The sequence below is a fragment of the Ruegeria sp. BG5 genome (assembly GCF_056538425.1).
The window spans coordinates 20,393-31,815 of record NZ_JBQFTC010000012.1; the positions used below are offsets into that span (position 1 = coordinate 20,393).

An 11,423-nucleotide genomic window follows, 5' to 3' on the forward strand; every position below is an offset into this window, starting at 1 on the left:
TTTCTTGACGATAATCTGAGCCGCCAAGCGGCCGGTTGTCAAATGGGAGGAAAACATGACGACATTCAAACTGGGCCGTCGCGCCCTGATCGCGGCTGTGGCCGCTGTTGGTCTTGCAGGGCCGACATTCGCGGATGAGGTTGTAGACAGCATCCACTTTCTGATCCCCGGCGGCGCAGGCGGCGGCTGGGACGGCACCGCGCGTGGAACCGGCGAGGCGTTGACCAAAGCGGGCCTTGTGGGCACCGCGTCTTACGAGAACATGTCGGGCGGCGGCGGCGGTAAAGCCATCGGTTATCTGATCGAAAACGCCGAAAGCAACCACGGCACGTTGATGGTGAACTCGACCCCCATCGTGATCCGCTCGCTGACCGGGGTGTTCCCGCACAACTTCCGCGACCTGACGCTGGTGTCCGGCACGATCGGCGACTACGCGGCCATTGTTGTCGGCAAGGACAGCCCGATCAACTCGATGGCGGACCTGCTGGCGGCTTATGACGCCGACCCGGGTGCAACAGCCATCGGCGGCGGCTCGGTCCCGGGCGGCATGGACCATCTGGTTGCGGCCATGGTGATGGAAGCAGCAGGCAAGGACGCGCTTGGCGTCAAATACATCCCTTATGACGCGGGCGGCAAAGCCATGGCAGCCTTGTTGTCGGGTGAGATCGCAGCGCTGTCGACCGGTTTCTCGGAAGCCGTCGATCTGGCGAATGCGGGTGAGGTGAAGATCATCGGTGTGACGGCGGATGAGCGTGTGGACGCAGCACCGGACGCGCAGACCATGAAGGAACAGGGCATCGACACCACCTTCGTCAACTGGCGCGGTTTCTTCGCGGCCCCCGGCCTGCCCGAGGACAAGCTGGCCGCCTATCAGGACGCCATCGCCAAGATGTATGACACACCCGAATGGGAAGAAGTACGCGCGCGCAATGGTTGGGTGAACATCCACAATTCAGGCGACGATTTCTCGGCCTTTCTCGAGCAGCAGGAACAGCAAATCAGCGATCTGATGAAGAAGCTGGGCTTCCTGTAAGCACCACCCATGGCAGAGCGGTTCGCCGCTCTGCCACACAAAAAGTACACGTAAGGGAGGGGATGTTATGGCGCTGGATCGCTGGATCGCGCTTGTTTTGCTTGGGGTCTGTCTGACCTATGGCTATGCCGCCTGGTTTACGATGGATGGCAGCCTGCCCCCCTTCATGCAGCGCAACCCTATTTGGCCAAGCACCTTCCCCAAAGTGCTGTCGATACTGGGCATAATCGCCTGCGTAATCATCCTGCTGGGGTTCGAAAAGTCAGAACCGAAAGAAGCCGATATCGATTACCGGCGTCTGGGGGAGTACCACCTTGATCAGGCCCTGATGCTGTTGGCCCTGATGGTGATCTATGCCCTGTGCCTGCGGCCCGTTGGCTTTCTGATCTCAACCTCCGCCTTCCTGATCCTCGGCTCATTCATTCTGGGCGAGCGCAAGTGGCACATCATGCTGCCTGTTGCCTTCATCGCCACCGGCGCGGTCTGGTATCTGGTTCAGGAAGTCCTGGGCATCTACATGCGCCCCCTGCCGGGCATTTTCGGAGGTTGATATGCTCGAAGGACTTCTGATCGGCCTGCAAACGGCATTCTCAATTCAAAACCTGCTGATGGTCATCGCGGGCTGTCTGATCGGCACGTTCATCGGCATGCTTCCCGGCCTTGGGCCGATGTCGATCATCGCCATCATGATCCCGGTCGCGATTTCGATGGGCGATCCGTCTGCTGCGCTGATCCTTCTGGCGGGCGTCTACTACGGCGCGATTTTCGGCGGCTCGACCTCATCCATTTTGCTGAACGCGCCGGGGGTCGCAGGCACCGTGGCCTCAAGCTTCGATGGCTACCCGATGGCGCGGCAAGGCAAGGCCGGCAAAGCGCTGACCATCGCCGCCATCGCCAGTTTCGCAGGCGGCACATTGGGGGCCATTCTGCTGATGGTCTTCGCCCCTGCCCTGTCCTCGGTCGCGCTGCTGTTCCATTCGGCCGAATACTTCGCCCTGATGGTTGTGGGCCTGTCTGCCATTGCGGCCTTTGCCGGGTCGGGTCAGGTGGCCAAGGCGCTGATCATGACGATCCTCGGCCTGATCATGGCAACCGTCGGCGAAGGCGCTTTGTTCAACCTGCCCCGCTTCACCATGGGGATCATGGACCTGCAATCCGGCTTTGGGTTCATCACGCTGGCCATGGCTATGTTCGCCCTGCCCGAAGCTTTGTTTCTGGTTCTGAAACCCAAGGACCTGCAAGGCGATGATGGAGAGATCAAAGACTTGCGCATTACCAGGGACGAGGCCAAAGCCATCGCGCCCGTGATCGGTCGCCAATCGGTGCAAGGTTTCTTCATCGGCGTCCTGCCCGGGGCCGGAGCGACAATTGCCAGCTTCCTCGGCTATGCGGTCGAGCGCAACATTGCTCCGAAAGAAGAACAGGACGAGTTCGGCAAAGGATCGATCAAAGGCCTCGCTGCACCTGAATCCGCCAACAACGCGGCCTGTACCGGGTCATTCGTGCCGCTGCTGACGCTCGGCATTCCGGGATCCGGGACCACGGCGATCCTGCTGGGCGCTCTGATCGCTTTGAACGTGACCCCCGGCCCGCGCCTGATGCTGGATGAGCCACAGATCTTCTGGGCGGTCATCATGTCGATGTTCATCGGCAATCTGGTGCTGCTGATCCTGAACCTTCCGCTGATCCCGTACATCGCCAAAGTGCTGGCTGTGCCGCGCAACTACCTGATCCCGTTCATCCTGTTCTTTACGTTGATGGGCGCCTATATCGGCCAGAACAACGCCACCGAGTTGCTGATCCTCGTCGGCTTCGGCATCTGCGCCACCGCGTTGAAATTCGCCGACTACCCCCTGGCCCCGCTGCTGATCGGGTTCATCCTTGGCGGGATGATGGAGGATAACTTTGCCCGCTCGATGCAGCTGTATGATGGCATCGCCTTCATCTGGGAACGTCCGATGACGCTAGGCCTGCTGGTGATCGCCGTCCTTCTGGTACTGCTGCCCAGCTACCGCGCACGCCGGGCCAAGGCGCGGGCGGCCGGTGTTGCTGATGGCGACTGACCCTCTGGCCGGCATCCGCGTTCTGGATCTGACGAACGTGCTTGCCGGCCCCTATTGCTGTTATCAGCTGGCGCTGATGGGGGCCGAAGTGATCAAGGTCGAGCGCCCCGGTTCCGGCGATCTGGCCCGTGTGCTGGGGGCCGACCCCGAACGCAACAAGGCCGGGATGGGGATCAGTTTTCTGGCCCAGAACGCGGCGAAGAAATCCGTCACTTTGGACATGAAATCCGAACGCGGCAAGGCACTGCTGAAACGGCTTGTCCGCACGGCGGATGTTTTGGTCGAGAATTTTCGGCCCGGCGTGATGGATCGCTTGGGTCTGGGCTATGAGGTCCTGAAGGCCGAAAACCCCCGCCTGATCTACTGCGCCATCAGCGGCTTCGGGCAGGACGGGCCGCGCCGCGACGATCCGGCTTATGACCAGATCGTGCAGGGCATCAGTGGGATCATGTCGATCACCGGCGCGCCCGATACAGCGCCTTATCGCGTTGGGTATCCGCTGGCCGATACGGTCGGCGGGCTGACAGCGGCCTTCGCCATCACATCCGCCCTGAACGCCACCCCGCGCGGCGCGTTTCTGGATGTCGCGATGACCGAGGCGGTGATTTCCACAATGGGCTGGGTCGTGTCAAATTACCTGATCGGCGGCGTGACGCCCGCCGCGCATGGCAATGAGAACACAACCTCGGCCCCGTCCGGTACATTTGCCACCGCAGACAGCCCGATCAACATCGCCGCCAACCGGGATGAGCAATGGCAGGCCCTGGCCCGGCATCTGGGTCGCGAAGACCTGCTGACAAACCCCAACTACGCAACCCGCGAGGATCGGAAGAAAAACCGCCATGCCTTGCGCGCGGAGTTAGAGCGCACGCTGACCACGCGGCCAGCAAAAGAATGGGTGCAGGAGTTGAATGGCCTTGGGGTGCCCACTGGGCAGGTTCTGACCGTCGCCGATGCGCTCGACGACCCGCAATTGGCAGGGCGTGGTCTGATCGGGCCTCTGGACGTGCAGGGCGAAATCCTGCACCTGGCTGGCAGCCCGGTTGTCATGGACGGCACACGCAACCACCCAGAAACCGCGCCGCCGGATTTGGGGGCGGACAATGCCGCGATCTGGTCCGCGCTTGGCCTGACCCAGTCCGAGACCGACGCCCTGCAACAGGAGGGCGTGATTTGAGCGACGTCTCCGACTGGTGGAAAACCGCGATCATCGACATGGAACCGGGCCGGATTGACCTGCGCGGCGAGCCGATCCAAGACCTGATCGGCACCCTGAGTTTCGCTGAGATGATCTGGTTCATGCTGCGCGGCGACAGACCCAGCCCGGCGCAGGCCCATCTGTTCGAAGCCGCGCTGGTGGCCGCCGTGGATCACGGCCCGCAAGCGCCCTCAATCGCGGCGGCCCGAATGGCGGTGACCTGCGGTCTGCCCCTGAACAACGCGATGGCCAGCGCGGTCAACATGTTGGGGGACGTGCATGGCGGGGCCGGAGAGCAGGCGGTGCAGCTTTATCACTTTGTCGTGGATCACACGCAGGATCTGCCGGTTGCGTTGGATGACTGGATCACCACGCAGGGAAAGATCCTGCCCGGTTTCGGCCACCGTTTTCACACCCCAACCGACCCGCGCGCCCCGCGCCTGATGCAGTTGGTCACTGAAGCCGTCGATCAAGGGGCATGCAGCGGGGATTTCATGCGGATCGGACAGGCGATCGAGGGCGAACTTGCACATCGCAAAGGCAAACCCGTTCCGATGAATATCGATGGTGCTACGGCGGTGATCTATGCCGAGCTTGGCTTTGCCCCGCCGCTGGCGCGTGGGTTGTTCTGCCTGTCCCGCTCGGTCGGTATTCTGGCTCACGCGTGGGAGCAGATACAGCAAGGCGGGCGCAACAAGGGGCCGACACCGCCGCACTACCGATGGACCTATCTGAAAGACGAATAGCGAAACGCCCTATTCCAGCGAGACCCAAAGCACCTTTGCATCTTCTTCGCTGGTCGAAATACAGCCGTGTCCCATCCCACTGTCATAATAAAGCGAATCCCCGGCCTTCATCGGCAGGGGGCGGTAGTGTTCCGAGATAAATATCAACTCGCCGCTGAGGACATACATGAACTCTTCCCCGGAATGGCGCACCCACTGGTCGAACTCAGAAATGTCCCGCGCGCGGATCGTGGCGACATAGGGCAACATGCGTTTGCTGGTCAGTTCCGAGCACAACAGCTCGTGCAGATAGGTTGCGGTTTCGCGCATCTCGCCCGCGCCCTTGGGTGTGAAATCGCGACGACCCGTAAGGCCGGACTGACCGGATTGCACGAACAGCTGTGGCGGGTTCATGTCCAGTGCCTGAGTCAGGCGGCGCACGATCTCGAAACTGGGTTTGGTCTGGTTGTTTTCGATCTTCGACAGGGTCGAGCGACCGATTCCCGCGGCGCGCCCGGCCTCTTCCAAAGTCCAGCCTTTTTCGCGGCGCGCATCGCGAATTGACCGCCCCAATGCGGCCCCTTCGCCCTCTTCCTCGTGGGTGGACGCCTCAATCCGTTGGTCTTCGCCCATAAAAATCTCCCTATTTTATCGAAGGTTACCGAGTCTCCGATCATCTCGCAACTTCACAAAAGTGAGAAGGATGTTGCCTTGGGGGAACTTTTTCCACTATAGGAAACAAAGTTTCGAACCGAGGATTCGGTTATCGAGGAGGAGAAAATGTTCAAAACACCGCTGCACGAAGCCGATCCCGTTATCGCCGCATCGATTGCCCGCGAAGGCACCCGTCAGGCTGAACAGATCGAATTGATCGCATCCGAGAACATCGTTTCCCAGGCTGTGATCGACGCGCAGGGCTCAGTCCTGACCAACAAATACGCCGAAGGTTATCCGGGCCGCCGCTATTATGGCGGGTGCGAATATGTGGATGAGGTCGAGCAGGAAGCCATCGACCGGCTGAAGCAGCTGTTCGGGTGTGAATACGCAAACGTCCAGCCGCATTCCGGCGCGCAGGCCAATGGCGCGGTCAAGCTGGCCCTGCTCAGCCCCGGTGATACGATCCTTGGCATGTCGCTGGATGCAGGCGGCCACCTGACCCACGGTGCGAAGCCCGCGCAATCCGGCAAGTGGTTTCGCCCGGTCCAGTACGGCCTGACCGATGCGGGGCTGATTGACTACGATCAGGTCGCGGCGCTGGCCAAGGCCGAAAAGCCCAAGCTGATCATCGCCGGTGCATCGGCCTATTCTCAGAAGATCGATTTTGCCCGTTTCCGCGCCATTGCCGATGAGGTCGGCGCATGGCTGCTGGCCGACATGGCCCATATTGCCGGTTTGGTTGCGACGGGCCTGCACCCCTCGCCCATCGGACATGCCCATGTGGTGACTTCGACCACCCATAAAACCCTGCGCGGTCCACGTGGCGGGATCATCCTGACCAATGACGAAGCGCTGGCGAAAAAGATCAACTCGGCCGTGTTCCCCGGTTTGCAGGGCGGCCCCCTGATGCATGTCATCGCAGGCAAGGCCGTCGCGTTCGGAGAGGCGCTGCAGCCCGAGTTCAAAACCTACATGCAGCGCGTGATCGACAGCGCAGCGGCCCTGGCCAATGTGATGATGGCGCGCGGGTGTGACATCGTTTCCGGCGGGACGGAAAACCACCTGATGCTAGTCGATCTGCGGCCCATCGGCGTGACCGGCAAAGACGCCGAAGCCGCGCTGGAACGGGCTGGGTTCACTTGCAACAAGAACAGCGTGCCGGGCGATCCCGAGAAACCCACCGTGACAAGCGGCATCCGACTGGGCACCGCAGCTGGCTGCAGCCGGGGCTTTGGCCCCGAAGAGTTCAAGCAGATCGGCCACCTGATCGGCGACGTGCTGGATGCGCTGGCACAATCCCCCGACGGTGACGAAGCGGTTGAACAAGCCACCCGCCGGAAAGTCCGCGCGATCTGCGCCAGCCACCCGATCTACTGAAAGACCAAGACATGATCTACGACCTGATTGTCATCGGCGGCGGGCCGGGCGGCTATGTTGCAGCCATTCGCGCGGCTCAGCTGGGCATGAAAGTGGCCTGCGTCGAAGGGCGCGGGGCCCTCGGCGGAACCTGCCTGAACGTGGGGTGCATCCCCTCCAAAGCGTTGCTGACCTCCTCGGCCAAATATGCCGAAATTGCACATCTCTCCTCCCATGGCATTGCGGTCGAGGGGGCCAGCATCGACGTGGGCGCGATGATGGGACGCAAGGACAAGATCGTTGGCGATCTGACCAAGGGCATCGCGTTTCTGTTCCAGAAAAACGGCGTTGAACTGATCGAGGGCTGGGCCAGCATTCCCGCCGATGGGCAGGTAAAGGTCGGTGACACGGTCTACGAGGCCAAAAACATCCTGATCGCAACAGGGTCCGAGCCGACCCCCCTGCCGGGGATCGAGATTGACGAACAGGATATTCTCAGCTCGACCGGCGCAATCGCTTTGGACGCGGTGCCCGATCATCTGGTGGTGGTCGGTGCGGGCGTCATCGGGTTGGAACTGGGTCAGGTCTGGGCGCGGCTTGGGGCCAAGGTCACGGTGGTCGAATATCTCGACCGCGTTCTGCCGGGCATCGATGGCGAAATTGCCAAACAGGCGCAGCGCGCCTTGTCGAAACGCGGGCTGAAGTTTCAGCTTGGCCGGGCCCTAAAGTCCATCGACAAAAGCGATGAGGGCCTGACCCTGACCTTGGACCGGGTCGGCAAGGACAAGGAAGAAGTGATCGAGGCCGACAAGGTTCTGATCGCCGTTGGCCGCCGCCCCGTCACGCGCGGGCTTGGGCTGGAAGATCTGGGCGTCGCGCTGGACCCGCGTGGGTTTGTTCAGGTCGATGGCACCTTCCGCACATCGGTTCCCGGCATCTATGCCATCGGCGATTGCATCCCCGGACCGATGCTGGCGCATAAGGCCGAAGAAGACGGTGTTGCCTGTGTCGAGATGCTGGCCGGTGAAGCAGGCCATGTGGATTACAACACCGTTCCGGGCGTGGTTTACACCGACCCCGAGGTCGCCTCGGTTGGACTGACTGAAGAGGCGCTGAAAGAGGCGGGCACCGAATTCGCGGTCGGCAAGTTCGCTTTCATGGCCAACTCGCGCGCCCGTTCGACCGGAGACACCGACGGCGCGGTCAAGGTTCTGGCGGGTCCGAACGGCAAAATCCTGGGTGCGCATATCTGCGGTGCCCATGGCGGCGATCTGATTGCCGAACTGGTTCTGGCCATGACCAAAGGCGCAACCGTGTCCGAGGTCGCCTCCACCTGTCATGCACATCCGGCCATGGGCGAGGCAGTCAAGGAAGCCTGCCTTGATGCCATGGGCCGCGCGATTCACGCGTAACAGGGAGCAGCCAGATGACTATTCAGCTTCGCCCCCGCCACCCGGAAAAGGCCAAGAAAGCCGACAGCGCCATTCCACGCAAGCCAAAGTGGATCCGCCGGAAAAAGATCGAAAGCGCCGAGTACTACGAAACCCGCCGCCTGATGCGTGACCACAATCTGGCGACGGTGTGTGAAGAGGCCGCCTGCCCCAATATCGGCGAATGCTGGTCCAAACGCCACGCCACCATGATGATCATGGGCGAGGTCTGCACCCGTGGCTGTTCCTTTTGCAACGTTGCCACCGGTCGTCCCGACGCGCTGGACGCGTTCGAGCCGGGGCGCGTTGCGGCGGCGGTCAAAAAGCTGGGCCTGCGCCATGTGGTCATCACCTCGGTGGACCGCGATGATCTGGACGATGGCGGAGCCGGGCATATCGCCCAGACCATCCGCGCAGTACGCCACCAGAACCCCGGCACCACGGTCGAGGTTCTGACACCCGATTTTCTGGGCAAGGGCGATGCGGCTGACACCGTGTTCGCGGCTGCCCCGGATGTGTTCAACCACAATCTGGAAACGGTGCCGCATCTGTATCCGACGGTTCGGCCCGGTGCGCGGTACTATGCGTCGCTGCGTTTGCTGGACGATGCCAAGCGCGCAAATCCCGAGATTTTCACCAAATCCGGCCTGATGGTTGGTCTGGGCGAAAGCCTAAACGACGTGCGGCAGGTGATGGATGATCTGCGCGCGGCACAGGTCGATTTCCTGACCGTCGGCCAATACCTGCAGCCGACCCCGAAACATCACCCGATCGACCGGTTCTGGTCACCGGAGGAGTTTGCCCAACTGGAACAGATCGCACGGTCCAAGGGCTTTTTGCACGTGTCAGCCACTCCGCTGACCCGGTCGTCGTTCCACGCGGACGAAGATTTTGCCGCCCTCAGGCAGGCCCGCCAGCGGGCCCTCGCCAAAGGGGCATAAACCAACGCTATCGGGAGGGAGAAACCATGGAAGCGTTAAATTCAATCGTAGGGGCCATCAATGGCGTCGTGTGGGGGCCGCTGATGCTGGTCCTCATCCTTGGCGTCGGCTTCTTCTTGCAGGTGGGGCTGAAATTCATGCCGATCCTGCGCATTGGCACGGGCTTCAGCCTGCTGTTCAAAGGCCGTGAGGGTCAGGGCGAAGGGCAGATCAGCCCGTTCAACGCACTGATGACCTCGCTGTCGGCAACCATCGGCACGGGGAACATTGCCGGTGTGGCCACTGCTGTCTTCCTGGGCGGTCCGGGCGCCTTGTTCTGGATGTGGATGACCGCCCTGGTGGGCATGGCCACCAAATATGCCGAAGCCGTCTGCGCGGTGAAATACCGTGAAAAGGACGAACTGGGCAACTATGTCGGCGGCCCGATGTACTACATCAAAAACGGTCTGGGCGCGAAATGGGCCTGGTTGGGAGTTGCGTTCGCCTTGTTCGGCGCAATCGCAGCCTTCGGCATCGGCAACGGCGTGCAGGCCAACGGTGTGGCGCAGGTTCTGGAATCGAACTTCGGCCTGAACACCTCGGTCACCGGCGTGGTTCTGATGGTTCTGACCGCAGCCGTGATCCTGGGTGGCATCACCCGCATCGGTGCGGTTGCCGGTAAACTGGTTCCGTTCATGGCGGTCGCCTACATCGTCGCCGGTCTGCTGGTTCTGCTTATCAACATTGGCAACATTGGCAACGCCCTGTCGCTGGTCTTTACCTATGCCTTCACCCCGTCCGCCGCCGAAGGCGGTTTCGCGGGTGCCGCCGTCTGGGCCGCGATCCGCTTTGGTGTGGCGCGTGGTGTGTTCTCGAACGAAGCCGGTCTGGGCTCGGCCCCAATCGCACATGCCGCAGCCGAGACCAAAGGTCCGGTTAATCAGGGCCTGATCGCGATGCTGGGCACGTTCATCGACACCATCATCGTCTGCTCGATCACCGGCCTGGCAATCATCTCGTCTGGTGCTTGGACATCGGGTGAGTCCGGTGCAGCGCTCACCAGCCACGCCTTTGAACTGTCGCTGCCGGGTATCGGCGGGTATCTGATCGCCATCGCTCTGTCGATCTTCGCCTTCACCACCATCCTCGGCTGGTCCTTCTACGGTGAAAAATGCGTCGAGTTCCTGCTGGGCGTCAAATCGCTGATCCCCTACCGCGTCCTGTGGATTGTGATGATCTATTTCGGCGCAACTGCGGATCTGGGCTTCATCTGGCTGCTGGCAGACACGCTGAACGCCATGATGGCCATTCCGAACCTGATCGCCCTGGCCCTGCTGAGCCCGATCGTCTTCAAGCTGACGAAAGAGTTCTTTGCCAGCGGAGGCAAGTCGGAAGAGCCCGGCGGTACGCCTGCCGAATAATCCCGGCCCTTGCAAAAACGGGGGGCCAACCCGGCCCCCCGCCTTTGAAACAGATTTCCCTATCTCGAGGAGAGACGTGATGGCGACGAAAATACTGCTGCCAATCGATCACACTGACGACCGCTCGTGGAAGACTGCGCTGCCGGTCGCGTTGGAACAGGCGAAATTCTACGGTGCCGAACTGCATGCGGTGGCCGTCATCCCCGAGATCATCCAGCTGCCGAACCTGCCTGCCAACTATGGCGCGGGTGCCAAAGACCACGTGCGCGGCGCGGTTCAGGCCATTCTGGATCACGGCAATGCCTCGGACGTGCCGGTGCATATCGAAGAAGGCAGCGTCTACAGCGAAATCCTGAAGCTGGCCCATAAGGACGGCTTTGACCTGATCGTCATGGCATCGACCAAGGGCGATTTCCCGAATTATGAGATTGGCCCGAACCTGGCCCGAGTGGTGCGCAACGCGCATTGCACCGTCATGGTCGTTCGCGACCAGTCCCGCTGATTGAAAGGTGAGAATTATGTCCGACATGAAACGCACGCCCTTGTACGCCTTGCACGTTGAGTTGGGAGGTAAGCTGGTTGATTTTGCGGGCTGGGAGATGCCTGTCCAGTATCCGCTG

11 protein-coding genes are annotated in these 11,423 nt (G+C 61.4%); 10 read left to right on the top strand and 1 reads right to left on the bottom strand.

Annotated features, from left to right (window positions below; genetic code table 11):
- Positions 1–55: 55 nt before the first annotated feature.
- The 5 genes from ACR0KX_RS20750 to ACR0KX_RS20770 all read left to right on the top strand — a co-directional run bounded on the left by ACR0KX_RS20750 (position 56) and on the right by ACR0KX_RS20770 (position 5,040).
- Complete coding sequence (locus ACR0KX_RS20750) at positions 56–1,033, top strand: tripartite tricarboxylate transporter substrate-binding protein (RefSeq protein ID WP_170524567.1); 978 nt, start codon at positions 56–58, stop codon at positions 1,031–1,033.
- A gap of 67 nt (positions 1,034–1,100) precedes the next feature.
- Complete coding sequence (locus ACR0KX_RS20755; RefSeq protein ID WP_480708756.1) at positions 1,101–1,583, top strand: tripartite tricarboxylate transporter TctB family protein; 483 nt, start codon at positions 1,101–1,103, stop codon at positions 1,581–1,583.
- A gap of 1 nt (position 1,584) precedes the next feature.
- A complete protein-coding gene (locus ACR0KX_RS20760) occupies positions 1,585–3,096 on the top strand; it encodes a tripartite tricarboxylate transporter permease (protein ID WP_170524572.1) in 1,512 nt (503 codons plus the stop codon).
- A complete protein-coding gene (locus ACR0KX_RS20765; RefSeq protein WP_170524575.1) occupies positions 3,086–4,273 on the top strand; it encodes a CoA transferase in 1,188 nt (395 codons plus the stop codon). Before ACR0KX_RS20760 ends, ACR0KX_RS20765 begins: the two co-directional genes overlap by 11 nt.
- Positions 4,270–5,040 carry a citryl-CoA lyase gene (locus ACR0KX_RS20770; protein ID WP_170524579.1) on the top strand — a complete coding sequence of 257 codons (771 nt, stop codon included), beginning with the start codon at positions 4,270–4,272 and terminating at the stop codon, positions 5,038–5,040. The genes ACR0KX_RS20765 and ACR0KX_RS20770 overlap by 4 nt, the downstream gene beginning before the upstream one ends.
- 9 nt (positions 5,041–5,049) lie before the next feature.
- Here ACR0KX_RS20770 and ACR0KX_RS20775 read toward each other — a convergent pair whose 3' ends face one another.
- Entirely contained in the window at positions 5,050–5,652 is a 603-nt protein-coding gene (locus ACR0KX_RS20775) for an XRE family transcriptional regulator (protein WP_170456626.1), read from the bottom strand.
- 147 nt (positions 5,653–5,799) lie between these two features.
- On the opposite strand from ACR0KX_RS20775, the gene glyA reads away from it, so the two are divergent.
- The 5 genes from glyA to ACR0KX_RS20800 all read left to right on the top strand — a co-directional run bounded on the left by glyA (position 5,800) and on the right by ACR0KX_RS20800 (position 11,305).
- Complete coding sequence (gene glyA / locus ACR0KX_RS20780) at positions 5,800–7,053, top strand: serine hydroxymethyltransferase (protein WP_480708757.1); 1,254 nt, start codon at positions 5,800–5,802, stop codon at positions 7,051–7,053.
- Positions 7,054–7,064: 11 nt separating this feature from the next.
- Positions 7,065–8,444, top strand: coding sequence for a dihydrolipoyl dehydrogenase (gene lpdA / locus ACR0KX_RS20785; protein ID WP_170624923.1), 1,380 nt, complete (start codon positions 7,065–7,067; stop codon positions 8,442–8,444).
- Between the two features lie 14 nt (positions 8,445–8,458).
- Entirely contained in the window at positions 8,459–9,403 is a 945-nt protein-coding gene (gene lipA, locus ACR0KX_RS20790; protein ID WP_170738179.1) for a lipoyl synthase, read from the top strand.
- Between the two features lie 26 nt (positions 9,404–9,429).
- Positions 9,430–10,803, top strand: a complete 1,374-nt coding sequence (locus tag ACR0KX_RS20795) for an alanine/glycine:cation symporter family protein (RefSeq protein WP_480708758.1) — start codon at positions 9,430–9,432, stop codon at positions 10,801–10,803.
- A 79-nt stretch (positions 10,804–10,882) separates the two neighbouring features.
- A complete protein-coding gene (locus ACR0KX_RS20800) occupies positions 10,883–11,305 on the top strand; it encodes a universal stress protein (protein ID WP_480708759.1) in 423 nt (140 codons plus the stop codon).
- The last annotated feature ends 118 nt before the right edge of the window (positions 11,306–11,423 follow it).

Coding starts and splice junctions, on each gene's coding strand:
- ACR0KX_RS20750 (WP_170524567.1), top strand. CDS start 56: ATGACGACATTCAAACTGGGCCGTCGCGCCCTGATCGCGGCTGTGGCC.
- ACR0KX_RS20755 (WP_480708756.1), top strand. CDS start 1,101: ATGGCGCTGGATCGCTGGATCGCGCTTGTTTTGCTTGGGGTCTGTCTG.
- ACR0KX_RS20760 (WP_170524572.1), top strand. CDS start 1,585: ATGCTCGAAGGACTTCTGATCGGCCTGCAAACGGCATTCTCAATTCAA.
- ACR0KX_RS20765 (WP_170524575.1), top strand. CDS start 3,086: ATGGCGACTGACCCTCTGGCCGGCATCCGCGTTCTGGATCTGACGAAC.
- ACR0KX_RS20775 (WP_170456626.1), bottom strand. CDS start 5,652: ATGGGCGAAGACCAACGGATTGAGGCGTCCACCCACGAGGAAGAGGGC.
- glyA (WP_480708757.1), top strand. CDS start 5,800: ATGTTCAAAACACCGCTGCACGAAGCCGATCCCGTTATCGCCGCATCG.
- lpdA (WP_170624923.1), top strand. CDS start 7,065: ATGATCTACGACCTGATTGTCATCGGCGGCGGGCCGGGCGGCTATGTT.
- lipA (WP_170738179.1), top strand. CDS start 8,459: ATGACTATTCAGCTTCGCCCCCGCCACCCGGAAAAGGCCAAGAAAGCC.
- ACR0KX_RS20795 (WP_480708758.1), top strand. CDS start 9,430: ATGGAAGCGTTAAATTCAATCGTAGGGGCCATCAATGGCGTCGTGTGG.
- ACR0KX_RS20800 (WP_480708759.1), top strand. CDS start 10,883: ATGGCGACGAAAATACTGCTGCCAATCGATCACACTGACGACCGCTCG.